Annotated in this window: 29 protein-coding genes; 16 read left to right on the top strand and 13 right to left on the bottom strand. The window is 72.3% G+C overall.

Features of this window, described 5'->3' with window-relative positions:
* Positions 1-38 precede the first annotated feature (38 nt).
* Together ACGFWJ_RS25235 and ACGFWJ_RS25230 are read right to left on the bottom strand one after the other, a co-directional pair.
* Positions 39-1256 carry a 4-hydroxybenzoate 3-monooxygenase gene (locus ACGFWJ_RS25235; protein ID WP_392953463.1) on the bottom strand — a complete coding sequence of 406 codons (1218 nt, stop codon included), beginning with the start codon at positions 1254-1256 and terminating at the stop codon, positions 39-41.
* Between the two features lie 438 nt (positions 1257-1694).
* Positions 1695-2462, bottom strand: a complete 768-nt coding sequence (locus ACGFWJ_RS25230) for an IclR family transcriptional regulator (RefSeq protein ID WP_387642741.1) — start codon at positions 2460-2462, stop codon at positions 1695-1697.
* 124 nt (positions 2463-2586) lie between these two features.
* Here ACGFWJ_RS25230 and ACGFWJ_RS25225 point away from each other — a divergent pair, with 124 nt between their 5' ends.
* Positions 2587-3312 (top strand): substrate-binding domain-containing protein, encoded by a 726-nt coding sequence (locus ACGFWJ_RS25225; protein ID WP_392953459.1) that lies wholly within the window; start codon positions 2587-2589, stop codon positions 3310-3312.
* A gap of 37 nt (positions 3313-3349) precedes the next feature.
* On the opposite strand, the gene ACGFWJ_RS25220 is transcribed toward ACGFWJ_RS25225, so the two are convergent.
* On the bottom strand, positions 3350-3769 hold the full coding sequence (locus tag ACGFWJ_RS25220) for a winged helix-turn-helix transcriptional regulator (RefSeq protein ID WP_392953456.1): 420 nt from the start codon (positions 3767-3769) through the stop codon (positions 3350-3352).
* A 103-nt stretch (positions 3770-3872) separates the two neighbouring features.
* Here ACGFWJ_RS25220 and ACGFWJ_RS25215 point away from each other — a divergent pair, with 103 nt between their 5' ends.
* Positions 3873-4691 carry an NAD(P)H-binding protein gene (locus ACGFWJ_RS25215; protein WP_392953453.1) on the top strand — a complete coding sequence of 273 codons (819 nt, stop codon included), beginning with the start codon at positions 3873-3875 and terminating at the stop codon, positions 4689-4691.
* Between the two features lie 81 nt (positions 4692-4772).
* Here ACGFWJ_RS25215 and hemC read toward each other — a convergent pair whose 3' ends face one another.
* The 3 genes from hemC to ACGFWJ_RS25200 are packed head-to-tail and all read right to left on the bottom strand — an operon-like array spanning position 4773 to position 6798.
* The gene (gene hemC / locus ACGFWJ_RS25210) at positions 4773-5741 is read right to left on the bottom strand and encodes a hydroxymethylbilane synthase (RefSeq protein ID WP_392953450.1); all 969 of its coding nucleotides are present in this window, start codon (positions 5739-5741) and stop codon (positions 4773-4775) included.
* On the bottom strand, positions 5695-6273 hold the full coding sequence (locus tag ACGFWJ_RS25205) for an NUDIX domain-containing protein (protein ID WP_392953448.1): 579 nt from the start codon (positions 6271-6273) through the stop codon (positions 5695-5697). Before ACGFWJ_RS25205 ends, hemC begins: the two co-directional genes overlap by 47 nt.
* 12 nt (positions 6274-6285) lie before the next feature.
* On the bottom strand, positions 6286-6798 hold the full coding sequence (locus tag ACGFWJ_RS25200; RefSeq protein ID WP_392953445.1) for a hypothetical protein: 513 nt from the start codon (positions 6796-6798) through the stop codon (positions 6286-6288).
* Positions 6799-6903: 105 nt separating this feature from the next.
* Here ACGFWJ_RS25200 and ACGFWJ_RS25195 point away from each other — a divergent pair, with 105 nt between their 5' ends.
* The 3 genes from ACGFWJ_RS25195 (at position 6904) to ACGFWJ_RS25185 (ending at position 9653) form a co-directional block, all read left to right on the top strand.
* Positions 6904-7731: a Scr1 family TA system antitoxin-like transcriptional regulator gene (locus ACGFWJ_RS25195; protein ID WP_392953443.1), complete on the top strand. Its 828-nt coding sequence runs from the start codon at positions 6904-6906 to the stop codon at positions 7729-7731.
* Complete coding sequence (locus ACGFWJ_RS25190; protein WP_392953440.1) at positions 7728-7931, top strand: DUF397 domain-containing protein; 204 nt, start codon at positions 7728-7730, stop codon at positions 7929-7931. Before ACGFWJ_RS25195 ends, ACGFWJ_RS25190 begins: the two co-directional genes overlap by 4 nt.
* Before the next feature lie 387 nt (positions 7932-8318).
* Positions 8319-9653 (top strand): hypothetical protein, encoded by a 1335-nt coding sequence (locus ACGFWJ_RS25185; protein ID WP_392953438.1) that lies wholly within the window; start codon positions 8319-8321, stop codon positions 9651-9653.
* 353 nt (positions 9654-10006) lie between these two features.
* Here the strand turns inward: ACGFWJ_RS25185 and ACGFWJ_RS25180 are convergent, their stop codons facing one another.
* Positions 10007-10276 carry a GlsB/YeaQ/YmgE family stress response membrane protein gene (locus tag ACGFWJ_RS25180; RefSeq protein ID WP_392953436.1) on the bottom strand — a complete coding sequence of 90 codons (270 nt, stop codon included), beginning with the start codon at positions 10274-10276 and terminating at the stop codon, positions 10007-10009.
* Between the two features lie 311 nt (positions 10277-10587).
* On the opposite strand from ACGFWJ_RS25180, the gene ACGFWJ_RS25175 reads away from it, so the two are divergent.
* The 5 genes from ACGFWJ_RS25175 to ACGFWJ_RS25155 all read left to right on the top strand — a co-directional run bounded on the left by ACGFWJ_RS25175 (position 10588) and on the right by ACGFWJ_RS25155 (position 14763).
* Complete coding sequence (locus ACGFWJ_RS25175; RefSeq protein ID WP_392953433.1) at positions 10588-11607, top strand: transglycosylase SLT domain-containing protein; 1020 nt, start codon at positions 10588-10590, stop codon at positions 11605-11607.
* Positions 11608-11703: 96 nt separating this feature from the next.
* Positions 11704-12501: a hypothetical protein gene (locus ACGFWJ_RS25170; RefSeq protein WP_387642729.1), complete on the top strand. Its 798-nt coding sequence runs from the start codon at positions 11704-11706 to the stop codon at positions 12499-12501.
* Between the two features lie 141 nt (positions 12502-12642).
* Positions 12643-13110 carry a MarR family winged helix-turn-helix transcriptional regulator gene (locus ACGFWJ_RS25165; protein ID WP_392953430.1) on the top strand — a complete coding sequence of 156 codons (468 nt, stop codon included), beginning with the start codon at positions 12643-12645 and terminating at the stop codon, positions 13108-13110.
* Complete coding sequence (locus ACGFWJ_RS25160) at positions 13107-13955, top strand: ATP-binding cassette domain-containing protein (RefSeq protein WP_392953427.1); 849 nt, start codon at positions 13107-13109, stop codon at positions 13953-13955. The genes ACGFWJ_RS25165 and ACGFWJ_RS25160 overlap by 4 nt, the downstream gene beginning before the upstream one ends.
* The gene (locus tag ACGFWJ_RS25155) at positions 13915-14763 is read left to right on the top strand and encodes an ABC transporter permease (protein WP_392953424.1); all 849 of its coding nucleotides are present in this window, start codon (positions 13915-13917) and stop codon (positions 14761-14763) included. Before ACGFWJ_RS25160 ends, ACGFWJ_RS25155 begins: the two co-directional genes overlap by 41 nt.
* 37 nt (positions 14764-14800) lie before the next feature.
* Here the strand turns inward: ACGFWJ_RS25155 and ACGFWJ_RS25150 are convergent, their stop codons facing one another.
* On the bottom strand, positions 14801-15364 hold the full coding sequence (locus tag ACGFWJ_RS25150) for a Uma2 family endonuclease (protein WP_392953421.1): 564 nt from the start codon (positions 15362-15364) through the stop codon (positions 14801-14803).
* A 67-nt stretch (positions 15365-15431) separates the two neighbouring features.
* Positions 15432-16766: a DUF2079 domain-containing protein gene (locus tag ACGFWJ_RS25145; RefSeq protein ID WP_392953418.1), complete on the bottom strand. Its 1335-nt coding sequence runs from the start codon at positions 16764-16766 to the stop codon at positions 15432-15434.
* A gap of 175 nt (positions 16767-16941) precedes the next feature.
* Here ACGFWJ_RS25145 and ACGFWJ_RS25140 point away from each other — a divergent pair, with 175 nt between their 5' ends.
* Positions 16942-17646, top strand: a complete 705-nt coding sequence (locus ACGFWJ_RS25140; protein WP_392953416.1) for a response regulator transcription factor — start codon at positions 16942-16944, stop codon at positions 17644-17646.
* Complete coding sequence (locus tag ACGFWJ_RS25135) at positions 17636-19195, top strand: sensor histidine kinase (protein ID WP_392953414.1); 1560 nt, start codon at positions 17636-17638, stop codon at positions 19193-19195. Before ACGFWJ_RS25140 ends, ACGFWJ_RS25135 begins: the two co-directional genes overlap by 11 nt.
* Before the next feature lie 99 nt (positions 19196-19294).
* Here ACGFWJ_RS25135 and ACGFWJ_RS25130 read toward each other — a convergent pair whose 3' ends face one another.
* A complete protein-coding gene (locus ACGFWJ_RS25130) occupies positions 19295-19822 on the bottom strand; it encodes a hypothetical protein (protein ID WP_392953412.1) in 528 nt (175 codons plus the stop codon).
* Positions 19823-20040: 218 nt separating this feature from the next.
* Between ACGFWJ_RS25130 and ACGFWJ_RS25125 the strand changes: the two genes are divergently transcribed.
* Both ACGFWJ_RS25125 and ACGFWJ_RS25120 read left to right on the top strand, forming a co-directional pair.
* Positions 20041-20829 (top strand): helical backbone metal receptor, encoded by a 789-nt coding sequence (locus ACGFWJ_RS25125; RefSeq protein WP_392953409.1) that lies wholly within the window; start codon positions 20041-20043, stop codon positions 20827-20829.
* Between the two features lie 85 nt (positions 20830-20914).
* Positions 20915-22009 (top strand): serine hydrolase domain-containing protein, encoded by a 1095-nt coding sequence (locus ACGFWJ_RS25120; protein WP_392953407.1) that lies wholly within the window; start codon positions 20915-20917, stop codon positions 22007-22009.
* An 18-nt stretch (positions 22010-22027) separates the two neighbouring features.
* Here the strand turns inward: ACGFWJ_RS25120 and ACGFWJ_RS25115 are convergent, their stop codons facing one another.
* A complete protein-coding gene (locus ACGFWJ_RS25115; protein ID WP_392953404.1) occupies positions 22028-22690 on the bottom strand; it encodes a (2Fe-2S)-binding protein in 663 nt (220 codons plus the stop codon).
* Between the two features lie 114 nt (positions 22691-22804).
* Between ACGFWJ_RS25115 and ACGFWJ_RS25110 the strand changes: the two genes are divergently transcribed.
* Positions 22805-23776, top strand: a complete 972-nt coding sequence (locus ACGFWJ_RS25110; RefSeq protein ID WP_392953735.1) for an aldo/keto reductase — start codon at positions 22805-22807, stop codon at positions 23774-23776.
* A 69-nt stretch (positions 23777-23845) separates the two neighbouring features.
* On the top strand, positions 23846-24589 hold the full coding sequence (locus ACGFWJ_RS25105; protein WP_392953401.1) for an SOS response-associated peptidase: 744 nt from the start codon (positions 23846-23848) through the stop codon (positions 24587-24589).
* Positions 24590-24596: 7 nt separating this feature from the next.
* Here the strand turns inward: ACGFWJ_RS25105 and ACGFWJ_RS25100 are convergent, their stop codons facing one another.
* Positions 24597-24797 carry a hypothetical protein gene (locus ACGFWJ_RS25100; RefSeq protein WP_387642720.1) on the bottom strand — a complete coding sequence of 67 codons (201 nt, stop codon included), beginning with the start codon at positions 24795-24797 and terminating at the stop codon, positions 24597-24599.
* 50 nt (positions 24798-24847) lie between these two features.
* On the bottom strand, positions 24848-25636 hold the full coding sequence (locus ACGFWJ_RS25095; protein ID WP_392953398.1) for a phytanoyl-CoA dioxygenase family protein: 789 nt from the start codon (positions 25634-25636) through the stop codon (positions 24848-24850).
* Positions 25637-25718: the final 82 nt, after the last annotated feature.

Here is a 25718-nt window from a genome sequence, read left to right as displayed (position 1 = left end):
GTGAAGGTCCTCTTTCGATGGGGCGTCAGCGGTCCGGGTCAGCCCCGGGTTGGCCAGCCGGTGTACTGCTCGGCCAGGTAGCCGCGACCCGCTCGGGTGCCCACCACGCTGTCCAGCTCGCCGAGTTGGCGCCGCAGGTCGAAGGCGCTCGCGCCGGGCGGCAGGTGCAGCAGCCTGGTCATCCAGGACGAGAAGTGCTGGGCGCGCCACACCCGCGCCAGGGCGCGCGGCTGGTAGTCGTCCAGCGCGGCCGCCCCCTCGGCGCCGAGCGCCCGCAGCAGCACCGGGGCGAGCACCTTCACGTCGTGCAGCGCCAGGTTGAGGCCGCGCGCCCCCGTCGGCGGAACGGTGTGCGCCGCGTCGCCCGCCAGCAGCAGCGAACCCCAGCGCATCGGCTCCTGCACGAACGACCGGAACCGCAGCACGCTCTTCTCCAGCACCGGCCCCTCCTGGAGCCGGAAGCCGTCCTCGCCCGCCACCCGGGCCTGGAGCGTCTGCCAGATCCGGTCGTCCGTCCAGGCGTCCACCGAGTCCTGCGGATCGCACTGGAAGTACATCCGCTGCACCGTGTCGGTGCGCTGGCTGATCAGCGCGAAACCCTGCTCGGAGTGGGCGTAGACGAGTTCGGGGGAGCTCATCGGGGCCGCGGCCATGATGCCGAACCAGGCGAACGGGTACTCGCGCCCGTAGCGCACCCGGCTCCGCTCCGGCACCAGGTCCCGACACATGCTGCGCGAGCCGTCCGCGCCGACCACGTACCGGGCCCGCACCTCGTGCCGGGTGCCGTCGGGCGCCGTCCAGCGGACCCTGGGCGCCGCGGTGTCGACGTCCAGCACCTCGGTGTCGCGGACCCCGAAGTGCACGGTGCCGCCGTCGCGTTCGCGGGCGTCGGCCAGGTCGATGAACACGTCGGTCTGCGGGTAGAGCCAGGTCGAGGCGCCCACCAGGCCCTGGAAGTCGATCCGGTGCGCCCGGCCGCCGAAGCGCAGTTCGACGCCGGTGTGCTCGTGGCCCTCGCGCAGGATCCGGTCACCGACCCCGGTCTCCACCAGGTCCCGGGCCACGTCGGCCTCCAGGATGCCGGCCCGCTGGGTGGTCTCGATCTCGTGCCGGGTCCGGGTGTCCAGGACGACGGCCTCCACCCCGGCGCGGCCCAGCAGGTGAGCCAGCATCAGACCGGCCGGACCGGCGCCGACGATCGCGACGGGGGCCCGGGTGACGGTGTCGATCGAGGCGGCGGGGATGGCGTCGGCCATGGCATCTCCAGGACAGCGGCGGGGGATTTCCTCCCCCGAACGCTGGCAGCCCGACCCGCGGCCGGTCTCCCGGCTTTCCGTCAGGCGGAAAGCTTGCTGCGCACTGTCCGGTGCGGGCCCGGCTGCTCATCGCCTGGTGCGGGCCTGGCTGCTCACCGCCTGGCGGGGTACCGGCTGCTCACCACCTGGTGCGGGCCTGGCTGTTCACCGCCTGGCGGGGCACCGGCTGCTCATCGCCTGGTGCGGGCCTGGCTGCTCACCGTCCGGCGTGGCACGGGCTGCTCACCGCCTGGTGCGGGCCTGGCTGCTTATCGCCCGGCGTGGCACCGGCTGCTCATCGCCCGGCGTGGCACCGGCTGCTCACCGCCGGGCGGGGTACCGGCTGCTCACCGCCTGGCGGGGTCCCGGCTGCTCACCGCCCGGCGCGGTACCGGCTGCTCATCGCCCGGTGCGGGCCCGCCGGCCGAGCTCCGCCGAGATCGCGCCCACCGCCCGCAGCAGCGGCTCGCGCAGCCCCCGGGCCCGGTCCGCGTCCCGCGCCGCGATCACGATGCCCAGCGCGGCACTCACCGGCCCGTCCCGCCCGATCCGCACCGGCGCGGCCACCGCCACCGTGCTCTGCGACAACTGCCGGTCGCTGACGAAGACCTGCTCGCGGCGGATCAGGTCCAACTGCGCCCGCAGCGTCCTCGGTTCGGTGACGGTGTGGGGCGTCCAGGCCGGCAGCGGAGCGCCGAGCACCTCCTCCTGGAGCTGGGCCGGCGCGTGCGCCAGCAACACCCGGCCCATGCCCGTCGACGCCACCGGGAACCGGGTGCCGACCATGGTCAGCAGCTCCACCGAGCGGTGCCCGGCGATCCGCTCCACGAAGACCAGCTCGGTGCCCTCGCGCACGGCGAGCTGGATGTTCTCGTGGGTCGCCTCGTACAGGTCCTGCATGAACGGCAGCGCCGCGTCCCGCAGGATCTGCGTCCGCGGGCAGCCCGAGGCGACCTCCCACAGCCGCAGTCCCACGTGCCAGGAGCCGTCCTCGGACCGCTCCAGCGCGCCCCACGCCGCGAGTTCGGACACCACCCGGTGCGCGGTGCTCACGGCCAGGCCCGCCCGCCGGGCGATCTCCGACAGGGTCAGCACCGGGTGCTCGCGGTCGAAGACGGCCAGGACGTCCAGGACCTTTCCGGCGGCGGTGCTCGGGGTGGTGTTCATCAGGGTCCTTTCGTGGATACCCCCGGCCTTCAGGCCGGGGAGGAAGTCAACCGCGCAGTGTCGCAGACCGCCGTTGAACAGCCCGATCGCCCGTCGTAGCATCTGCCGGACGCAAGGAGCAGACGTGGACGAAGAGATCGTCGGCCTGTCCTCGATGGCGACCCGGCCGATCCTGGCCGAGCTGTCCGAGTGGATCGGGCGTGCGCACGACATGCCGGTACGGTTCGAGTCGGCAGGCGGCGTGGAGGTGGCCCGGCGGGTCCGGGAAGGGGCGGCGGGCGACGTGCTGGTGCTCGCCGAGGACGCGCTGGCCGCGCTCGCGGCCGAGGGTCTGGTGCTCGCCGCGACGGCCCGCCCGCTGTGGGTCTCCCAGGTGGTCGCCGCCGTCCCCGAGGGCTCCCCGGCACCGGCCCTCGACAGCCAGGAGGCCCTGCGGGCCGCACTGCTGACGGCCCGTCGGATCGCCTACTCGACCGGCCCGAGCGGCACCGCCGTGCTCGAGCTGATCAACCGTCAGGGACTCGCCGAGGCGCTCCGGGACCGCCTGGTCCAGGCACCGCCCGGGGTGCCGGCCGGCACGCTGCTCGCCTCCGGCGAAGCCGACCTCGCCTTCCAGCAGCACAGCGAACTGATGGACCTGCCCGGGGTGCGCGTGGTCGGCCCGCTACCCGGCGACGCGGGCATCAGCACCACCTTCGCCGGCGCCGTCCTGACCGCCTCCGCCCGGCCCGGCCCGGCCGGCGAGGTGCTGGACCTGCTGGCCGCCGAGGAGGCCGCGGAGGCCGCCCGGGCAAGGGGAATGCGCCCTGCCGCCCGGCCGTCCGCGCGGGACCGCCCGACCTCCGGTTGACCGACCGCCCGGGAGGGCTCGCCGCTGCCCTCCCGGGTCACCGGATCTCGTTCTCCGGGTGCTGCAGGTCGTACGCGTGCCGGGCCTCGGCGATCACCGCGCGGTGCGCCAACGACCAGTCGGCGAGCGCCTTCACCAGGTGCGTCAGGCCCGCGCCGGTCTCCGTCAGCCGGTAGTCCACCTGCGCCGGGACGGTCGGATACACCGTGCGCAGCACCAGCCCGTCGCGCTCCAGCCGCCGGACGGTCAGCGTCAGCATCCGCTGCGAGATGCCCTCGACGGCGCGTTGCAAATTCCTGAACCTTCTTGGCCCGCCCGCGAGTTCGACGATCACCAGGACCGACCACTTGTCGCCGATCCGGTCCAGCACGTCCCGGATCCCGCAGTCCGGATGATCCTGCCGCCCGCACGATTCGAGCTCGGCGGGGGTGGTTACCGCGGTGTGCGTCAGTGACATCGAACTGCCTCCTTGTGGACGGTCGTCGCGCGGCCGAGGATCACCGTAACGACTGGTTACCGAAGAGAACCAGGGCCGACGGCGCGAAAGGCTGCGACTGATCATGATTCTGGTGACCGGAGCGAACGGAAACCTCGGCGCGGCCACGCTCGCTGCACTGCGCCTGGCCGGCGTGCCTTCACTCGGCGGCAGCCGCACCCCTCGCGAGGGCATGCGACACCTCGACTTCGACGACCCCGCCACGCTCGACCTGCGCGGCGTCACCACCCTCCTGCTCATCTCCGCCGGCTACGCGGAGGACGACGTCGTCATCGCCCGGCACACCGCCGTCCTCGACGCGGCCGTCCGCGACGGCGTCGGCCACGTCGTCTACACCAGCCTCACCACCGCCGGTGACCACCTCGCCTTCGCCGCCGCCCACCGCGCCACCGAACTCCTGATCCGCGACAGCGGCCTTCCCTGGACCATCCTCCGCAACGGCCTCTACGCCGAACTCTTCGGCGGCCTCCTCACCTGGAGCCCCTCCGGCCTCGAATCCCCCTTCGGTGACGGCGCGTTGGCCGCCGTCGCCCGCGCCGACCTCGCCGATGCCGCCGCAAAGGTCGCCGCCGACCCCACCCCCCACACCGGCCTCATCCACGACCTCACCGGCACCCCGCTCACCGCGCCCGCCGTCGCCACCACCCTCGGCGTCCCCCACCACACCCTCCCCCTCGCCACCTACCGCACCCGCCTCCTCACCACCCCCGCCCTGCTCCCCTTCCAGCCCCCCATGCTCAGCTCCCTCGCCACCACCATCCGCCACGGCTTCCTTGCCGGGACTTCGCCCGCCCTGGCGAAGCTGCTGGGCCGCCCGCTGCGGGACCCGCTGGCGGTGGCCGCGGGGGTTGCGTCGGCGGTGCGGCCGGTGGTGAACGTGTAGGTGGGGGGCGGTAGTTGGCGCCGCTGCGCGGCGAGGCCCCGTCCGCTCCTGCTCATGCGGACGGGGCCGGGCGGCGTCAGGTCAGTGCGGGATTCCCGAGATGATTTCTCGTGCGCCCTGGCGGAGGAGTTCGGCGGCGACGCGGGCACCGAGGACGGCCGGGTCGCCCTGGTGTTCGTCCCACATCATCGCGTTGGCGAACTTGCTGCCCTCGCGGTCGAACACCATGCCGCGCAGGGAGAGTTGCCCGTCGGCCTCGGTGGTGCAGTATCCGGCGATGGGGCTGTTGCAGTGGCCGCGGAGCCCGTGCAGCATGACGCGTTCCGCCGTCACCTCGCGCTGCGTGCGCGGGTGGTTGACCTTCTCCAGCAGCGCGGCGACGGCATGGTCCTCCTGGCGGCACTCCAGCCCGAGGACACCCGCGCCGACGGCCGGGAGCATCTCGTCCAGGCCGAGCACGTAGCCGGGCCGTTCGATGCCGAGCCGGGCGAGCCCGGCCGTGGCCAGGATCATGCCGTGCGCCTGGACGTCGATCTTCCTCGTGCCGTCCAGCTTCTCCAGCCGGCTCCCGACGGCCCCGCGCACCCGGACGACCTTCAAGTCCGGCCGGGCGCGCAGGATCTGTGCCTTCCGGCGGACCGCCGACGACAGGATGATCGCGCCCGGCGGCAGGTCGGTGAGCGTCCGGCACTCGGAACCCTCGGGGAACAGCAGCACGTCCCGCACGTCCGGACGCTCCAGGTACGCGGCGAAGACCAGCCCGCGGGGCAAGGGCACGTCGCCGGGCACGTCCTTCACGCAGTGGACGGCCATGTCCACCTTGCCCGCTTGCAGCATCGCGTCGATCTGCTTGGTGTACAGGCCCTTGCCGCCGAGCTGCGCGAGGTCGCCCTGCCACAGGTCGGCCTCGGTGGTCACCGGCACGATCTCGGTCACCAGCTCGGGGACGTGCGCGCGCAGGGCGGCGATCACCATGTCCGTCTGGGCCAGGGCAAGCGGCGAGCTACGCGTGCCGATGCGCAGGGTCCTGGCGGGGAACTCGGCCGTCATTGGGGTCTGTCCTTCCGTTTCGGGTCTCTTGATAGGTAACGCGCCCGGGCCACTGAAGAGGCGTCCGGATTCGAGCAGCCACGGCAGGGTGCAACAGTCGCTGGGCGTCGTCCGCGCCCGCCCAGCGCCACCCCGACAACTCCCGTTCCTGCAAGGCGATTCGGTCGGTGTCGGCGGCACTGAGCATCGGTCCCGCCCACAGGAACACGATGCGGTCCCGAGCGCCCTCGCGGCGGGCCTGCACCCACACCGTCCCGAGCAGATCGTCAGGCAACAGGTCGAGCGCCAGCCCGAGTTCCTCGCGAGCCTCGCGGCGAACCGCGTCAAGCGGAGATTCGCCCGCCTCCACCACACCGCCAGGCAGGTGCCACGTTCCGAGACCTGCGGCCTGAACGATCAGCAGACGGCCACCGGGACCGGTGCACAGGACGTACGACGTGACCGGGTGGCCGGGCGCGGTGCCCAAGGTTCCTCCACTTCGGGTGCCAGCAGCCCCGACGCCGCGCACCAGCACGCCCGTCACCAGCGTCACGCGTGTCACGGCTCACCCCGCCTTCGGCTGACGGTTGACCCTCGCCGTCATGCCTACCCGCACCAGCTCGTTGACGGTCGCCGTTCGCACCGTGAGCGGGTCGGCCGTCCACGGCGCGCTGTCACCGGACACCGGGGCGAGACACCACGTGTCGCCGTCCTCGCCGCGGAACTCGCCGGCTCGGCCCGTCGCCGTGTCCACCACCAGGTCCCCGACGTTCGGGCGGAACAGCGGGACGGCGGGCGTGACGGGCTCGGCAACGGCGGCAGCAATCGTGTCCCAATGCTGATTGAGGAGTTGGAGGTGTTCGGCCAGCAACCGCACCGATTCCACCGGCACCCGGCCCACCTCGACCAGCACTTCGCCCGTGTAGGGCGCGGACCGGTCGACGCCGAGTTCCGGCAACTCAATGTCGAATGCGTCGGCAGCTTCGGCCAGGGCGTCACACGCCGCGCGCGCCTCTGCTCGCTGCTGACGAATGGCCTTCGCCAACGTCGATTCGGGTCTAGAGTCCACGTCCATCACGTCGTGCCCTTCCGTAGTCGAGCCACTACCGGGGGCTTCACTGTGGCTCGGTGCCGCGAAGTGTTCAACTTGTCAACGTTGCTCGGAGAGTAAGGAGTTAGGGCGGTGAACAGGTCTGAGCTTGACCCCGCCGCGTCGCCCGAAGCAGCCTTTGGTGCCTTCCTGCGCAGCTCACGTGAGGCGAGGAAATGGACTCAGGAAGAACTTGGCGAACGCGTCGGCTACTCGGGCACTCACGTATCCGCTGTAGAAAACGGACGGCGTCCCCCAACTGCTCGGCTTGCCCGGGAACTTGACAGAGCGCTGGGCAGCGAAGGCGTGTTCCAGCGTCGGGCGCGTGAGCTACACAGTTCGGTACTGCTTGAAGGTTTCGCCGAGTACGTGGCGCACGAGGCAACCGCGACAGAGCTGCGGCTGTTTGATCTCGGCATCATCCCGGGCTTGCTCCAGACCACGGAGTACGCCGCGGCCATCGCAGCGGGTGCCGTGCGCCGGGGAAGCATCACACAGGATCAAGCGGACGAACGGGTTGCAGTTCTCCTTCGGCGACAGGCGAAGCTCAACCGGGAACCCGCTCCAAGGCTGCATGTCGTGATGGACGAGAGTTGCATTCGCCGCCCGGTTGGGGGTGCGGCGGTGATGGCCGCCCAGTTTGACCGCTTGGTGGAGTTCGCGGCGCTGCCCACCACGCTTCTCCAAGTGGCTCCTTACGGGATAGGCGAAGACCGGGCGTTCGACCTGCCGGTCAACATCTTGACGCTGCCCGACCGATCCCTCATGTCCTACGCCGAGTCGTCGCAACAGGGGCACCTGGAACGGGAAACCAGCTCGGTGGAGCCCGTCCTGACGGCCTACTATCAGTTGCAGGCCCTCGCACTGCCGCAGGCGGACTCCGTGGCCCTGTTCTGCCGGTTGAGAAAGGAACTACCGTGAACGAGCCCAAGTGGGACAAATCTTCCTACAGCAGCAACGGGGGCAACTGCGTAGAGGTAGCGCGGAACATGGCTGCTGCCGAAGGCATCATTCCTGTCCGGGACAGCAAAGACCCGAACGGCCCCGTCCTCACGTTCTCGCCGTCCGCCTGGTCCGCCTTCGTAGCCGCCACGGTGGATGGCAAGTTCGGCAACGTCTGACCCCAGGTCTCGTACTCTGCAATCCAGTTGAGCCCCCGGCCTAGTTGCCGGGGGCTTCGCTGTTCCTACGCGGCGAGGGCGAGCAGCCCGACCACCAGGGCACACGCCCGCCCGTCGGCATCGACGCGGTTGCCAGCGACCTCCGCGAGCTGACTGTACGGTCGACCAACGGGGCCAGAAGACCCCGGAAACGGCAAGAAGCCCCGATGGCTCGTGATCCCTTGCACCTGTCGTCCGTGCTCGATCCGCCGGTGTGGTTCACGGCGGTGACGCTCGTACGGCCGGAGGCGAAATCGGCTTGGCGGGGCGGCGGCGCGACAGCGATGATCGGGCGGGTGTGCGAACCGGGTGGTCCGGGGGCGCCCGTCCGTTCACGAGGAGACTGTTTTGCGTTCCGACCTCGCCAAGGCGTGGGAGTTGCTCGATGCCGGTGACCCGCAGGGTGCTGCGCGGGAGCTCCGGAGGGTGGCCGACAATCTTCCGGCTGCCGAACTCGCGCCGGTGGTAAGGAAGTTGGCGGAGTCCGTCGGCATCGACGAGCTGGCGGACGCGGCCGGCGCCCTCACGGGTCGTCCGGCGGACGCGGGCGCGGGCGCGGGCGCGCTGTACGCGTACGGGTACGCGTGCATCGAGCACGGGCTCTCGGAGTTGGCCGTCCCGGCGCTGCGCGAGGCGTTGCGGGCGGGTGCGGTGCCGGCGAAGCGGAAGCTGTTCGGGCGGGGTGGCGGGCGGCAGGTCAACCCGCGTCAGGTACTGCTGGAGCTGGCCGTCGCGCTGGAGGACGGTGAGCGGCACGCCGAGGCCGTCGCCGTGCTGCAGGAGCACCGGGCGATCACCGGAGACTGGCCGGACGGGTACCTGCTGGCGCACAACGCGCTGATGGACGGCCGGGTCGAGCTGGCCCGTGAGGTGTTCGAGGCGCTGGAGGCGCCGGACGGCGACACCTGGGCGCCCGCCGCCGACCGGATCCGCCGTTCGCTGGCCCGCGCCGCAGCCGTCCCGCCCGCCGGGCCGACGGACCTGCGGGGCTGGCACTACACGCTGACCGGCGGCCTGCTGGCCACGCTCTCGACCCACGGATTCCAGGCCGGCATGACGGGCCGCTGGGCGATGCTCGGCGACAGCTACGAGAACTGCCGCCACAGCCTGGAGCGGCTGCGCACCGTGCTGGCCGCGACCGGCCGCCGCCCGTCCTCGGTGGCGCTGCTGCCGGATCGGGGCAGCGAGGCGCTGGGCCTGGCAGCCGCAGCGCTGTTCGGACTGCCCGCAGCCCCGTACCGGCCGGGCGCGGCGACGGCGGACGCGCTGGTGGTGGCGTACGACCTGAACGAATGCGACCAGGAGCTCGTCGAGGCACTGTACGAGCGGGCGCCCGGCGAGCTGCTGTACGAGCACGCGACGTGCTGGACGGACTCGCCGGCCGTCTCGGCGGACATCTCGGGCCTGCTGGTACAGCACGTGGCCGCGCCGTGGGAGCCGCGCCTGCGGGTCGACGAGGACGGACAGGTCGAGCAGGGGCCCGCCGACGACGCCCCGGCGGCGGAACTCGCAGACCGGATCCGCACCGCCACCGCCTCCCCGGACGAGGGCGACGGCCAGACCCCACCCGACCCGGACGAGGCCCTCGCAGCCTTCGCCACCCGCGCCACCACGACCTGGGCGATCGGCAACCGCGACCGGATCCGCTCATCGGGCCCGGTGCGCAGCTCCCGCTTCGCCTGACGCGCGGTGCTGGCGCTTGCGTGGTTTCGGCTGATGCGGCGCTTGCGCTTGCACGTCGTGGCTTGGGCAGCGGGGTAGCCGTGACCGGATCCGTTCGTCGGGCCCGGTGCGCAGCTCCCGCTTCGCCTGACGCGCGGTGCTGGCGCTTGCGTGGTTTCGCCTGATGCGGCGCTTGCGCTTGCCTCGTCGTGGCCTGGGCAGCCGGGTAGCCGCGACCGGATCCGCTCGTCCGGCCCGGTGCACAGCTCGCGACGCGCCCTCGCCGAAACACGCCGCCGCCCGCCGAGCGCAGTGCTCGACGGGCGGCGGCGATGGCGATGGCGGTGGCAGCGGCGACCGGCGGGGCCGGTGTGTCATCTGTTGGGGTGGGACTTGGCCCACGCGGGGGACACGAAGGCGACCAGTGCGACCGCGAAGCCGAGCTGGAGCAGGTGGCGGATCCAGTCGATGCCGGAGGTGTGGCGGACGCCGATCCAGCCGGCCACCGCGTTGCCCAGCAGGGCGCCGGCCGCGCCGAGCAGCATGGTGAGCCACCACGGGATGGCCTGCGGTCCGCGCAGGATCAGCTTGGCCAGCACGCCCAGCACGAAGCCGATCAGCAGAATCCAGAGGAGTTGGAACATCGAATCCCAGCCTTTCCGGTAGGACGCCGGCCGGTCGGCTGCGGCTCTCGGCAGTGAGTCGCGGTGGTGCGGTCGGAGGCGGATCGGAGGTGGACCGCACGCGGACGGTCCACATCTGCCATGGTCGCGCGCCGGTCGCACTCCGGCATCTCGGCAGCCGAGCGTCGAGGCAATACCCCCGGCGGGTGGTTTGCCCGGCGGGCCCCGGGGGTAGTCGCGCACCCGGTGGGGGCCGGTGATTGCCGCGAGATGCCTTGTGGTGGGATAAACGACTGAACGGGCGTCAGGTTCGACGGGGGAGCAGACACGACATGGCAGCAGGTTTCGGTTTCAAGGCGGGCGAGCTCGCGAAGATCCAGCGGGATTTCGCGATGATTCAGCAGCGTATGAACGAGATGACGCAGCAGACCGGCCGGATCCAGGGCACGATCGCGAAGGCGGTGAGCACCGACCTGGCCGCCGGCGCGATGGGCAGCATCCTCGGGTTCGCCGAGGTGGTCTCGCAGGTCCGCCAGCAGGTGAACGCGATCAACCAGCAGGTCGCGGCGCTGGAGGCGACCAAGGCGAAGCTCACCAAGGAGCTCGCCGAGGACACCAAGAAGATCGGCATCGTGATCAAGCGGTACGAGGAGGCCGAGAGGCGCGCCCACGAGGGCGTTCGCAAGCCGGCCCCCACGCAGCCCATGCCGAAGAGCCCGGGCCAGGGCGGCGATCACAAGCCGACGGAGAAGCCCGCGCCGAAGAAGCCCAGTGCGCCGATGCCGAAGAGCCCGAACAAGGGCGGCGACCACGGCGGCGGCAGCGGCGGCGGCGACCACGGTGGCGGCAGCGGGCACGGCAACGACCCGAAGGTCGAGATCTCGCATGCCGGAGCGATCAAGACCGGCGAGGTCACGTACGGCGGCAAGGGCCAGTACAAGAGCGGCGAGGCCGCCTGCCGCGAGTACATCGCGCAGGCGCTGGACGCGATGGGCGTGACCGACCCGGCGGCCCGCGCGGCGTGGACGAAGGGCATGCTGACCATCGCCGACCGCGAGTCGTCGTTCAACGCGCCCACCTCGCAGGTGAACCTGTGGGACACCAACGCGCACGGTGCGAAGCAGGCCGACGGCGCGCCGCTGAACAGCTCGCGCGGCGGCTGGCAGACCATTCCGTCCACCTTCGCGGCGTACCACGTCAAGGGCACCTCCACCGACATCTACGACCCGGTGGCGAACGTCGCGGCCTCGATGAACTACATCCGCGACCGGTACCACGTCTCGCCGGACGGCCACGACCTGGCGTCCAAGGTGCAGCAGGCCGACCCGAACCGTCCGCACCGCGGTTACTGATCGTCGTCAACCCGCGCGCCGCGCCCGCCCGTTCACGGCCGGCGGCGACGATCCCACCGTCCCCCCTTCTCTTCCTTCTCGAATCCGAGGATCCACGTGCGTCCGTTCCGCCTCGCCGCCACCGCGGTGGCCTGCCTGACCGCTGTCGCCGTTCTGACCGCCTGCGACCCCGACAACACGGACGGGGGCGACGCCGGGAAGACGGCCGCCGCGCCGCCCGCCGCCAGCGGGGCGCCGTCCGCGGGCGGGACCGAGTCCGGCAGCCCGAAGACCGACCCGAGCGCGGCGCAGTCCGCCGGTGGCGGGAAGGCCTCGACCGTTCCGGCGGCGGCCTGGATCAACCCGCAGCAGGTGCCGCTGAACGCGGCGCTGCACTGGACGGCGCCCGCGGCGAAGAGCCTGGGCGCCAAGGGCCAGTTCCAGATCGAGCAGCTCTGCCACAGCAAGCGGTCCGCCGACTGGGCGGACACCGTGCCCGGCGTGGACACCGCCTCGCTGGGCGGCGCGCCCGACGACTGGAAGGCCGACCAGAGCATCGTCACCTTCGGCGACGCCAACAAGAGCAGTGCGGCCGTGCAGTCCGCGTTCGGCCTGCTCGGCGCCGTCAAGGACGAGGTGAAGCACTGCGCCACCACCGCGCCCGGCGCCAAGGCCGAGATCACCGTGGACGAGAGCGAGCACCTGGTCGCGACCGTCACGGTGCCGCAGGCCGACGGCGGCACCGTGACGGTGCACGAGTACCTGACCACCTCCGGCGGCGCGCTCGTCGAACTCACCCTGCACGCGCAGGCAGCCAAGGGCGGGCACCCGAAGACCGCCTGGTCCGCGCCCGCGGACAGCGCCGTGCTGAGCGCGATCGCCAAGCCGGTCTGCACCGCCTTCAAGGACTGCTGATCTCCCACCGACCAGCAGCGGAACCCGTTCTCGACGGGCCGGCCACCCCCTCTGGGAGGTCGGCCCGTTGCCCGTTCCCGACCAGGATTTTGCCTGCCGCGTACCCTCCGATACCTCGCACACAGAGCTAACCTCGAAAGTGTGGACGACACCGAGGAGTTCTCCGCCCTCCTGGTCGGCATCCAGCGGCTGATCCGCCGCCGCCTCCGCTCCGGCCTGGACCACCCACCGCTGCGCGGCGCCCAGGTCGAACTGCTGCGGCTGGTCCTGGACACTCCCGGCCTGCGGGTCTCGGACGCCGCCGAGGAACTGTTCCTGGCCGGAAACTCGGTCTCCACCCTGGTCAACCAGCTGGTCGGACAGGGCCTGCTGCGCCGCGAGACCGACCCGGCCGACCGGCGCGCCGCACTGCTGTACGCCACCGAGGAGGCCGCCCGCCGGCTCGCCGACTGGCGAGCCCGGCGCACCGCACTCGTCGGCGAGGTACTGGCCGAACTGCCCGCCGACCAGCGGGCCGCGCTCGCGCAGGCGATGCCCGCGCTGCGCACGGTCGCGGCCGGGCTGCGGGCCCGGACGGACCGGAAGGTGGACGGGAGGGTGGACGCATGAGCGACCAAGCGGCCGTCGAATGCCGGGAGTTGACGTACACCTTCGAGCGCGGCCGGAAGAAGGGCGGCGGCACCCGGGCGGTCGACGGCATCGACCTGACGGTGCGGGCCGGCGAGGTGTTCGGGCTGCTCGGGCCGAACGGTGCGGGTAAGACCACCACCATCCGGGCCATCACCACCCTGCTGCCCACCGCCCGCGGCATGGTCGCGGTGTTCGGCCACGACTGCCGCGCCGAGCCGATCGCGGTGCGCCGCCTGCTCGGCTACGTGCCCCAACAGCTGTCCGCCGACGCCGGGTTGACGGGCCGGGAGAACGTCGAACTGTTCGCCCGGGTCTTCGACGTCTCCCGCGCCGAACGGGCCGAACGGGTCACCCAGGCACTCGCCGCCGTCGACCTGACCGAGGCCGCCGACCGGATGGCAAGCACGTACTCCGGCGGCATGGTGCGCCGCCTCGAACTCGCCCAGGCCCTGGTCAGTGCGCCCCGACTGCTGGTGCTGGACGAGCCGACCATCGGCCTCGACCCGATCGCCCGGGCCGGCGTCTGGGAACGGGTGGACGCGGTCCGCCGCGCCACCGGCATGACCGTCCTGGTCACCACGCACTACATGGACGAGGCCGACCAGCACTGCGACCGGGTCGCCCTGATGGACCGGGGCCGGATCCGTGCCCTCGGCACCCCAGAGGAACTGAAGGCCCGGGTCCGCGCCGAGGACCCGGCGCAGACCGCCCCGACCCTCGACGACGTGTTCCGGCACTTCTCGGGCCGCACACTGACCGACGCCAAGGAAGGAGACTTCGGAGATGTCCGCCGTACCCGCCGCACCGCGAGTCGCGTCGGCTGAAACCGACTTCGGGCTGCTGCTGGTGCCGCCGAGGGCCCGCACCGGCTGGCGGGTGGTCCCCGCCCGGGTGGCCGCGATGTGCACCGTCGAACTCCAGAAGCTCCGCCACGACCGCACCGAGGTGTACACCCGGGCGGTCCAGCCGGCGCTCTGGCTGTTGATCTTCGGCGAGACCTTCACCCGGCTCAAGGCCATCCCGACCGGTGGCATCCCCTACCTGGACTACCTCGCGCCCGGCATCATCGCCCAGTCCGCGATGTTCATCGCGATCTTCTACGGCATCATGATCATCTGGGAGCGCGACTCCGGAGTGCTCACCAAACTCCTGGTCACCCCCACCCCCCGGGCCGCCCTGGTCACCGGTAAGGCGTTCGCCGCCGGGGTCAAGGCGGTCATCCAGGCCGCGGTGGTGGTGGTGATGGCCGCCGTCCTCGGCGTCGGCATGACCGCAAACCCGCTGCGGCTGCTGGGAGTTGCGGTGGTCGTGATCCTCGGCTCGGCGTTCTTCTCCTGCCTCTCGATGACCATCGCCGGAATCGTGCTCACCCGCGACCGCCTGATGGGCATCGGCCAAGCCATCACCATGCCGCTCTTCTTCGGCTCCAACGCCCTCTACCCCGTCGACCTGATGCCCGGCTGGCTCCAAGCCGTCAGCCGCGCCAACCCCCTCAGCTACCAGGTGGACGCCCTCCGCGGCCTCCTCATCGGCACCCCGTCCCACCTCCCCCTCGACTTCGGCGTCCTGACCGTTTCCACCCTCGCCGGCATCACCGCCGCCTCGTCCCTGATGGGCCGCCTCGCCCGCTGACCGGCCTGCGGCCCGCAGTCAGGAAACTCCGGCTGCTTCAGTAGCGGACGAGGCCGGCGGTCATCAGGCCGAAGTCGGACGGTGGCGGGATCGGGACGACGTCGCCGAACTCCCCGGTCCACCGCTGGCGGTACGCCCCACCCACCGGATCCGAGAACAGGACGACCGTCCCTTCGCGCGGATCGATCACCAGGTAGAGGGGGATCTGCATCAGCGGGTAGTCGCGGACCTTGCCGACCAGATCGTTCTCGGGGTTCGACACCGAAACGATCTCGACCGCGATCGCGGCGAGCTCGGCCGGGACTTCGTTGCCGCCGAGCTCCACCACCGACACCGGGATGTACGTCAGGTCGGGGTTGCGGAGTTTGCCGACGCTGGGCGAGGCCAGGTCGGTGTTCTCGCTGGGCATCAGCCCGGTCGGCCGCCGAGCGTCGAACTGCTCCCGAACGATGAACAGGTTCCGCTGATGGATCACCGAGGGACCGGCCATCATGATGATCTCGTCGCCCGACACCTCGATCTTCCATCCGGCAGGAGGCGTCAGACTCTGCGCGTACTCCAACACCTGCGCGTGGCGTTCGGGAACGCGGAACTCGGCCATGTCGCCATCCTCCCACTTCGGTGCCGGTTGCCGCGCCCCGTGCCTGCGTGGCCCTCTCTCCCCGCCGTCAACGGCCCGGCTCCCAGTGCCAGATGGTGATGCCTGCGCCTTGGGCGACGGGGCGGTAGCCGGCGGTGGGGAGGGCGGCTTGGGCGGTGAGGTCGTCGGCGGTGGGGGTGGGGAAGCCGTCGGGGGTGTCGAGGGTGGCGGCCCATTCTGCAACCGGGCGGAAGAGGGGGTCGCGGTCGTCGGGGGAGAGGTGGGTGGAGCCGGTGTCGTCGGGAAAGGTGAGGAACGGGAAGAGCGAGACGGTGCAGCGCGAGGTGAGTTGCGGGGCGAGCCGGTTCGCGGCGGCGACCCTCGCGCCGTCGGGGACGGTGGCGAGGACCTGGCGGGCGGTCAGGACCTCGGGGCCGGGGCGGGACAGGTCGGGGAGCGGGGCGGCCAGCAGTGCGACGGTGAGCATCGCGGCGGGCACGAGCCGCAGCGACGGGCGGTCGGGCAGGCGGCGCAGGCCGTCGAGCGCGGCGACGAAGATGATGGGCATCAGCACCGCGTTGTAGTGCCAACCGGTGCTCCAGTACGCGGGGTTGGTCGACCAGTAGCGGGCCGCCAGCGGCAGGACCGTCAGCAGGGCGAGCGGCGAGCGCAGCGCCAGCAGCAGGGTCGGGGCGAACAGCGCCGCGAGCGTCCACCACTTGTCGGCGGGGAGCAGCAGCCGGGTGAACGGATCCCCGCCCCCGGGCGCGGCCGTCGCACCGTACGCGTAGGTGCCGATCGGGTTGGCGGCGGGGATCAGCACCAGAACGGTGAGCAGGGTGCCGAGCGCGGCCGCCGCGAGTGTCGCCACCCCGAGCCCCCGCCGGCGTCCGACCAGCAGGACGTAGCCGCCGACACCGGCCAGCAGCAGGCCCTGGTCCTCCTTGATCAGCAGCAGCGGCAGCGCCCAGCACACCGCCGCCCGCCACCGCCCGCGGGCCAGCGCGACCGTCGCGCACGCGAGCAGCGGGACGGAGAGCGCGATCTCGTGGAAGTCGAACCCCGAGGCCTGCCACAGCCCCCAGGACAGCCCGTACGCCAGCCCGGCCAGCACACCACGGGCCTTCCCCAGCCACTGCACGGCCAGCCCCGTCACGGGCACCACCGACAGCGCCAGCAGCAACGCCTGCGCCACCAGCAGCGTCTCGGGGGCCGGCCAGAGCCGGTAGAACGGGGCCAGCACGGCCAGCGCGGGGCTGAAGTGGTCGCCCAGCTGCACGAACCCGGCGCCCTTCAGCGTCACCACCGGCCGCTCGAAGTACGCGTAGCCGCGCACCGCCTCCTCGAAGATGCCGAGGTCGAAGCCGTTGGTCTGCATCCGCCGGTGTCTCGGCAGCGACATCGCCAGATGGAACAGCGCCACGGGCAGTACCGGCAGCAAACAGGGACGGACTCGGAAAGGTATTCGCACCCGACCGACGCTAGGAAAGCCCCGCTGAGCCGATTCTGAAAGAAGCTGAGGATTTCTTCAGCCGGGAGATAACCGGCACATCGGTCAACGGTCCTTTCCGGCACGCAAATTGACTTACTCTTGACCGATGCGCCTACTCATGGTCGAGGACGAGGAAAGGCTGGCCCAGTCGCTCAGCCAGGGCCTGCGGGCCGAGGGCTACGCGGTGGACGTGGCCGCCGACGGCCTCACGGGCCTGGAGCGGGCACGGTCCGGCAGGTACGACCTGGTGGTGCTCGACCTGATGCTGCCCGGCCTGAACGGCTTCCGGATCTGCCACCGGCTCCGGGCCGAGGAAAACTCCGTGCCGATACTGATGCTGACGGCGAAGAACGGCGAATACGACGAGGCCGAGGCGCTGGACTGCGGCGCCGACGACTTCCTCGCCAAACCGTTCTCCTTCGTGGTGCTCACGGCCCGGCTGCGGGCCCTGCTGCGCCGCGGCGCAGCAGGGCGACCCGCTGTTCTGGCCGTCGCCGACCTGCGGATCGACCCGGCGGCCCGCCGCTGCACCGTCGCCGACGCCGAACTCCGGCTCACGGCAAAGGAGTTCGGCGTTCTCGAGTGCCTGCTGCGCCGCCCCGACCAGGCCGTGCCGAAGACCGACATCCTGGACGCCGTCTGGGATTCCGCGTACTCGACGGCCCGCGGCGACCTGAACATCGTCGAGGTGTACATCGCCGCGCTGCGCCGCAAACTCGACCGGGCCGGCGCGCACGCCCGGATCGACACCGTCCGCGGCATCGGCTACCGGCTCACCCCGAGCGTCCCGGCGCCCGCCGATGTCGACTGACCGCCGGCCCTGGTGGCGCTGGTGGCCCGCCCTCGGCGTCCGCGCCCGGGCCGCCGTGGCCGCGCTGGTCGCCTCCGCGCTGGCGTTCGCGGTCGCCGCGCCGCTGGTCGGCGACGCCGTCCACGCGCTCCTCTACCGTGAGGCCGAGATCAAGGCCACGCACGCCATGCTGAACATCGAGGCGAGGATCCGGGACGGCGCCGACGGTGAACTCCTGGGCGGTCAAGCGTTCGTGGTCCTCACCGAGGAGGGGGAGTGGCTCGCCGGGGACTACCTCACGGATCACCGCGAGGACGACCCTGCGGTGGGTCTCACGCCCCTGCGGCTCGCACAGCCCGCGTCCGGCGCCGACCCGCAGCCATCCGTGCCGCTCATCGAGACCGTCGCCATTCGCTATCCGGCCGGCATCTCCCCCTACTACCGGCTGGCCTCGTCCGAGCCACGCACCTACACCTTCCTGCGTGTTCTCACCGAACCGGTGACCAGCGACCGACTCGCCCTGCTCGTCCCGGGCGGGCGTCGTCCCGCCCCGGAGATGCGCGAGCAGCGGCTCACCGTCTACGTGCTGGTCGACCCGGTCACCGCCGACGAGACCACCTCCGTCGTCACTCGCGTACTGATGTACTACGTGGCCCCTGTCGCTTCGCTGTTCGTCGCGCTGATCGCCTGGCTCGCCACCGGCCTCGCGCTGCGCCCGGTCGAGTCGATCCGCCGCCAGATGGCCGTGGTGCGGGGCGGCGCGTTCCACGAGCGGGTACCCGTCCCGCGCGCCCGGGACGGCATCCACCGGCTGGCCCGCACCACCAACGACACCCTGGACCGGCTCCAGCACGCCCTGGACGAACAGCGCCGCCTGGTCGCCGACGCCTCGCACGAACTGCGCAGCCCGCTCGCCACCCTGCGCAGCTCGCTCGAAGTGCCGCTCGCCCACCCGGCCGCCGCCGACTGGCCGGCGGTGGTCCGCGGCGCGCTCACCGACACCGAACGCCTCCAGGACCTCGCGGACGACCTGCTCCTGCTGGCCCGCACCGAACGCGACACCGACCGCTCCGGCGAAAGCGTCGACCTGCACGACCTGATCGCCGAACAACTCGCCGAACGGCAGTACGTCGGACGGACGTTGACGTACGAGAGCGAGCTCGACGAGGCGGTGCTGGCGGGCCGCGAGACGCTGCCGGCCCGCCTGGTGCGCAACCTGCTCGACAATGCCGCCCGGCACGCGCACGGCCGGGTCGCCGTCAGGCTCACGGTCGCGGGCGGCTGGGCGCACCTCACCGTCGAGGACGACGGCCCGGGCATCCCCGCCGCCGACCGGGAACGGGTCTTCGAGCGCTTCGTCCGCCTCGACGACGCCCGCGACCGGCACAGCGGCGGCGCGGGCCTCGGCCTGGCCCTGGTGCGCACCATCGCCCACAGCCTCGGCGGCACGGCCGCCGCCAAGCCACCCTCCCGGCTGCCCGGCGCACGGCTGGTGGTCCGGCTGCCGGTGGCTTCCGGCAACGGGATCGGGCCGCCGACCGTGCCCGGTGGGGCAGGGCCGACGGCCTGAGTCGCCGCTCGCCGCAACGAGCGCCGGAGGAAACGCGGTTGAGGCCGAGCGGGCGGACGGGCGGAAGTCCCGGAGGACCGTCCGGTACGTCAGCGGCGCTTACGACAGGTCGAAGGCTCCGCCGCCGACCGCCACGCCGACCGGGCAGGTCAGGCGCACGCGGAACAGGCCGGAGAAGGCGACGGTGGATACGTACCGGTTGCCGTCCGAGCAGTCGACGAAGGGCTGCCAGAGCGGGCCGTTACAGGTCTCGAAGAAGGAGGGCCCGCTGAACGCGAAGTTCCCGCAGACGAGGTCCAGCGGCGTGATGCTCGTGATGGTCCCGTTGGAGTGCACGGCCGGCAGGCTGGACGGCTTCGCCAGCTCCACCTCCGGGACCTGGACCACATCGGCGTTCACCTTCTCCGGCGTGACCACGGGGATGTTCGCCTGCTGGTTGGCGGGCTGGTTCGCGGTCTGGGCCACCGGCTGGTTCGCGGTCTGGGCCACCGGCTGGGCCACAGGCTGGTTCGCGGTCTGGGCCGCGGGAGCGGTGTCCGCGAAAGCGACGGAGCTGACCGTGCCGACAGCCGTGAAGGCCAGGGCGGAGGCGGTACCGACGGCGGCGAGCATCTTTCCGAATGCCATGTCTAACCACTTTCACTGAGAGAACCACTGAAGTGTTCTTGGGTGACAGGGGGGCGCCCGCCTGCGAATGTCCACCCCGGGCCACCGGGGCGAGCCCCACGCTAGGTCAGCTGCCAGGGGTCCGCTCCCGCAGTGCGCCGATGAACGTACGTATGCGTTCCATCGGCCCTGGCCCGGGCACCCGGAGGGTGTAGCTACGGGGCGGTAGCGTGGCATTCATGGGTGCGAAGCGGGAGTTGACGGACGACGAGGGTGAACCGGTGCGGCTCGGGGAGGTGCACCGGGTCGTCTCGCTGGTCCCCTCGCTCACCGAGGCGGTGGCCGCCACCGCCCCCGGCCTGCTGATCGGCGCCACCGACTGGTGCACCCACCCCGCCGACCTCGACGTGGCCCGGATCGGCGGCACCAAGAACCCGGACGTGGCTCGGATCCTCGCGCTGCGCCCCGACCTGGTGATCGCCAACGAGGAGGAGAACCGCGCCCCCGACCTCGCCGCCCTGCGCGCGGCCGGGGCGGCGGTGTGGACGACCCGGATCCGCGACCTCGACCAGGCGCTGACGTCGCTGCGCCGCCTGCTGGTCGAAGCCTGCCAACTCCCGGAGCCCCACTGGCTGTTGTCCGCACAAAAAGCATGGGCCGACCTCACGCCGCCGAAGGTTCCGGTGCCCGCGGTGGTACCGATCTGGCGCCGGCCGTGGATGGTCCTCGGCGCGGACACCTTCGCCGCCGACCTGCTCCGACGCCTCGGCGTCACCGCCGTGACGGCGGGCCACCCGGGCCGCTACCCCCGCGTCCCGCTCCCCGAACTCCTCGACGCGGGAGCCGAGTTGCTCGTCCTCCCCGACGAGCCCTACCGCTTCACCGCCACCGACGGCCCCGACGCGTTCCCCGCCCTCCCGTACGCCTTGCTGAGCGGCCGCCATCTCACCTGGTACGGCCCGTCGTTGGCCGAGGCGCCCGCCGTCCTCACCGCGCAGCTCGCCGCCAGAAAGTTGCTCGGACGGTGATGTAGAGATCCGGCCGGCAGCCCCGACTGTCGGGTGAACGGCGCCCGCGAGCGCCGCAGCCGAGAACCGAGAAGGAATGACCGTCATGCAGCAGCTCGTTCAGCAGGCCATCGACGAACTGGTGGAGTCCGGAGAGGAGTTGGGGATCCAGGTCGCCGTGTACCGGAACGGCGAACTGGTGGTGGACGCGGTGGCGGGCGTCGCCGATCCGGACACCGGCCGGCCGGTGGCCTCGGACACCCCGTTCTTCAGCGCCTCCACCGGCAAGGGGGTGGCGGCGACCGTCGTGCACGTCCTCGCGGAGCGCGGCGCCCTCGCCTACGACACGCCTATCGTCGAGCTCTGGCCGGAGTTCGGCGCCCACGGCAAGGAGAAGGCGACCGTCCGCCACGCGCTGACCCACTCGCTCGGCGTCCCGGCCGTGCCGGCCGACCTCACGGTGCGCGACCTCGCCGACTGGGACGCCATGTGCGCCCTGATCGCCGACTCCGCACCCTGGTGGGAGCCCGGCACCGGCACCGGCTACCACGCCGTGACCTGGGGCTACGTGATCGGCGAACTGGTCCGCCGGGCCACCGGCCGGACGATCTCGCAGGTGCTCCGGCAGGAGGTGGCCGAGCCGCTGGGCGTCGCCGACGAGCTGTACTTCGGCGTCCCCGAGTCCGAACTCGGCCGCCTCGCCCGCCTGGTGGACGCGCCCGGCGCCGCCGAGATGATGGCCGCGATGCCCGCCGACCTGCCCCTGTTCAAGGCCACCCCGCCCGCCCTCACCCCCAGCGCGGCCTACGGCAACAACCCCACCGTGCTCACCTCCGACATCCCCTCGGGCGGCACGATGTCCGCCCGCGCGGTGGCCCGGATGTACGCCGCCCTGCTCACCGAGGTGGACGGCGTCCGCCTGGTCCCCGACGCCCGCCTGCGCGAACTCAGCGCCCTCGCCACCGCCGAGACCGACCGCATGGTCGGCTTCCCCACCCCCCGCGCCCTCGGCTACAACCTCGGCCGCCCCGGGGCCGACCCGCAGCAGACCCTGTCCGTCTTCGGCATGCCCGGCATGGGCGGCAGCGCGGCCTGGGCCGACACCGCGACCGGCATCGCGTTCGCTCTCACCAGGAACCGCTTCTTCCCCGGCCCGGCCACCGCGGTCGAGCGGATCGGCGCCCTGATCAGCACCGAGTGAGTCACCGGAACTGCCCGGTCAGCGGCGGGACTTCGGCACCCGGGTGAACACGCAGTCCCCGCACAGCCCACCTGAGGGCGTCCGGTAGTAGAGGCAGCAGGACGCCCGGCGGAACGCGAGCGGGCGGTCCGGCGGGGTGGCGGTACCGGTCGCGGCCAGGTCGGGAAACGCGAGGAGCGCGCGGGCCAGCGCGGTGGCGGGCGGGGTGGCGACCTGGCGGGCCGCGCCGACCAGCGCGGAGGCGGCGTTGCCCGCCAACAGGCCGGCGGCGAGCGGGGTGAGGGCGCGGACGGCGTCGGCGAGCGGGTGCAGGTGGCGGTCCATCACCAGCTCGTACAGCGCGGCCGGTGTCGCCTCCGGTCCGGGCGCCGCGGGCAGCCACAGGTCGAACGGCCCCTGCGGCGGAAGCGTGAAGCGGGCACCGTCCAGGTCGGGCAGCCGCCCGGTGGTGACGGCCGTACCGAGGGCCACCGACCAGAGCCGGGCCGCCAGACCCAGGTGCGCGGTGGACGCGGCGACCCGCACCTCGTCCGTACCCAGCACCCGCCCGACCTCGGCCACCCGCCCCGCCAACGGCCCGTCCGCCGCCGACAGTTCACGCAACGGCCGGAACCCGGCGGGCGGCGGGCCGGCCAGCGTCGCGAAGTACGGGCCCAGGGCGGACAGCGGCGGAACGGTCATGCCGCGAGAGTCTAGTTCGGACCCGACCTGGCCCCGGAAAACGCGTGGCGTCCGGCGGCCCCGCCACCTATCGTCGCGCACGGCGTGATCACCCGCACGGAGGAGGAACGGCGAATGCGGTACCGGCAGTTGGGGCGCAGCGGGGTCGAGGTGTCGGAGGTCGGCTTCGGGGCGTGGGGGATCGGCGCGGAGGGCTGGATCGGCGCGCAGGAGGACGAGTCGCTGGCGGCGCTGCACCGGGCGATCGACCTGGGGGTGAACTTCATCGACACCGCCCGCGGCTACGGCGAGAGCGAGCGGCTGGTCGGCCGGGTGGTGCGGGAGCGTGCCGCGGCCGGGCAGCAGGTACGGGTGGCCACCAAGGTCCCGCCGCTGAACCGCCAGTGGCCCGCCCGCACCGGGGTGGACCCGGCGGAGACCTTCCCGGGCGCGCACATCCGGGAGAGCGTGCAGACCTCGCTGCGGGCCAGTGGCCTGGAGCGGTTCGACCTGGTGCAGTTCCACGTCTGGCACGACGAGTGGCTCGGCCGCGGCGACTGGCTGGAGACCGTCGCCGAGCTGAAGAGCGAAGGGTCGATCGGCCTGTTCGGCGTCTCCATCAACGACCATGAGCCGCACAGCGCCGTCGAGTTGGTGCGCAGCGGCGTGGTCGACGCGGTGCAGGTGATCTTCAACATCTTCGACCAGTCGCCGCTGGACGAGCTGTTCCCGGCCTGCCGGGAGCACGGCGTCGGCGTGATCGTCCGGGTCGCGCTGGACGAGGGCGGGCTGACCGGCCGGCTGAACGCCGACACGGTGTTCCCGGAGGGCGACTTCCGGCGGCGCTACTTCCGCGGCGAGCGGCTGGCGGAGGTCGAGCGCCGGGCCGCCGCGATCGCCGCCGACCTGGGCATCGAGGCGGACGGACTGGCGGAGGCGGCGCTGCGCTTCGTGCTGAGCGAGCCCGCCGTGTCCACGGTGATCCCCGGAATGCGCTCGGTGCGCAACGTCGAGCGCAACGCCGCCGTCGGCGACGGAGTGCCGATCGGGGAACGGGAGTTGAAGGTGCTGGCCGATCACCGCTGGGACCGGAACTTCTACTCCTGAGGCTCCCGAGCCGTCCGGCGGCGCGTGGGGTGCGTGCGGTTGTCGGGGTTCGGTGGCAGGGTGGGGCGCATGTGCGGTCGCTTCGTCTCCACCACCGAGCCCGGTGACTTGGTCGCCCTGCTCAATGTCGCGCGCTGGAACCCCACCGAGGCGCTCGCGCCGAGCTGGAACGTCGCGCCGACCGACCCCGTCCCGGCCGTGCTGGAGCGGGTGGACCACGACACCGGCGAGGTGGTCCGCCAGCTGCGCACGCTGCGCTGGGGCCTGGTCCCGTCCTGGGCGAAGGACCGCTCCGGCGCGGCCCGGCTGATCAACGCCCGCTCGGAGACGGTCGACCAGAAGCCGTCGTTCCGCAAGGCGTTCGCCGCCCGGCGCTGCGTGATCCCCGCCGACGGCTACTACGAGTGGCGTCCCGTCCCGGCCGGCGACGGCCGCAAGGCGTACAAGCAGCCGTACTTCCTGAGCACCGGCGAACTGATGCTGATGGCCGGGCTGTACGAGTTCTGGCGGGACGCGAGCCTGCCGGAGGACGACCCGGCGGCCTGGCTGGCGACGGCGACCATCCTGACCACCGATGCCACCGACAGCGCGGGGCGGGTGCACGACCGGATGCCGCTCACCATCTCCCGTCAGGACCTGGGCAGTTGGCTCGACCCGGCACACAGCGACCGGGCCGACCTGCACCACCTGCTGCACCAACCCGCCGACGGCAACATCCTGGTCCGGGCGGTCCCCACGGCCGTCAACCGCGTCACCGAGAACGGCCCCGGGCTGCTCGAAGAGGCCCCCGACCCGCTGGGGATCGCCGACTGACTTAGCGTCAGTCCAGGTCGCCGGAGCTGTTGTTGCGGCGCTGCTCGATCCGGCGGCGCCGCGCGTCCCGCCGGACGAACTCGCCCGCGCCGAGCGTCGCCCGCGCCACCATGCGGACCCAGCCGGGCCCGCCGCGTTCCGCCCACACCACACAGCCGCAGCCACCCACCACCAACAGCAGGACGACCACCAACACCACGCCGATCACGGCTTCCCCTTCCCGCGGACCTGCTCCGATCATCGCAGGCGGGGACGGCGTTACGCGTGACCCAGCCCGAGCCTGACGGCGCGCTCCACCGGCGAGTACGCCCCGTCGGCGCGCTCCAGCGCCAGGTCCTCCGTCGACAGCAGCGCCGGCTGGGCGAGGAAGCGCGGCTCGGTGCCGTGGTGCGGCTGCGCGGCGTGGATCAGGAACGGGTGGCACAGGTACACGTCCCCCGCCCGTCCGGTGGCGAGCGCGGTCTTCCGTTCGGGATGGTCCAGCAGCCCGGCCCGGTCGAGTTCCGCGCAGAACGAGAACATCTCCACGCCCTTGTCCCCGGCGGGCTCCAGCAGGCGCGGCAGGTCCAGGTGCGAGCCGACCTTGATCCGGGTCGGCGCGCTCGCCCCGTCCACGTCGGAGAGCAGGAACAGCATCAGTAGCGACCGGCCGCGCGAGACCAGGTTGAGCCAGTAGCCCTGCTCGCCGTCCGGGGTGAAGCTCGCGTCCATGTGCCAGCCGGCGTCGCCCGGATCGTCCGGGTGCGGGAAGCGGACCGGGAAGCCGCCCAACCACGGCTGCGGCTTCCAGCGGCCCTCGCCGACCAGCTGGTCGAACGCCCCGTGCAGGCGCTCGGAGGTCGCGGCCCGCCGGAACGGCTCCTGCCCGTACCCCTCCAGGCGCACCACCGGCCGCATCCAGCCCGCCGGGTCGTCCGGGTCCAGGCCCATCTCCCGCCACAGGAACTCCCGGCACTCGGCGGCCAGTTCGGGCGAGAACGCACCCTCCAACCGGACGAAGCCGTCCGTGACGAAACCCTCGATCTGCTGCTCGGAAAGGACACCCATGGCAGCGGATTCTCGGCCGGTCCGCCCGGCGCCGCAAACGAATTACCCTCCACCGGTGCGGACTTGACGAGCCGGTGCTCCG

The organism is Kitasatospora sp. NPDC048407, assembly GCF_043200475.1.
Taxonomy (GTDB): domain Bacteria; phylum Actinomycetota; class Actinomycetes; order Streptomycetales; family Streptomycetaceae; genus Kitasatospora.
The sequence above is the reverse complement of the archived record's forward strand: the minus strand, read 5'-3'. Positions and strand labels throughout refer to the sequence as shown.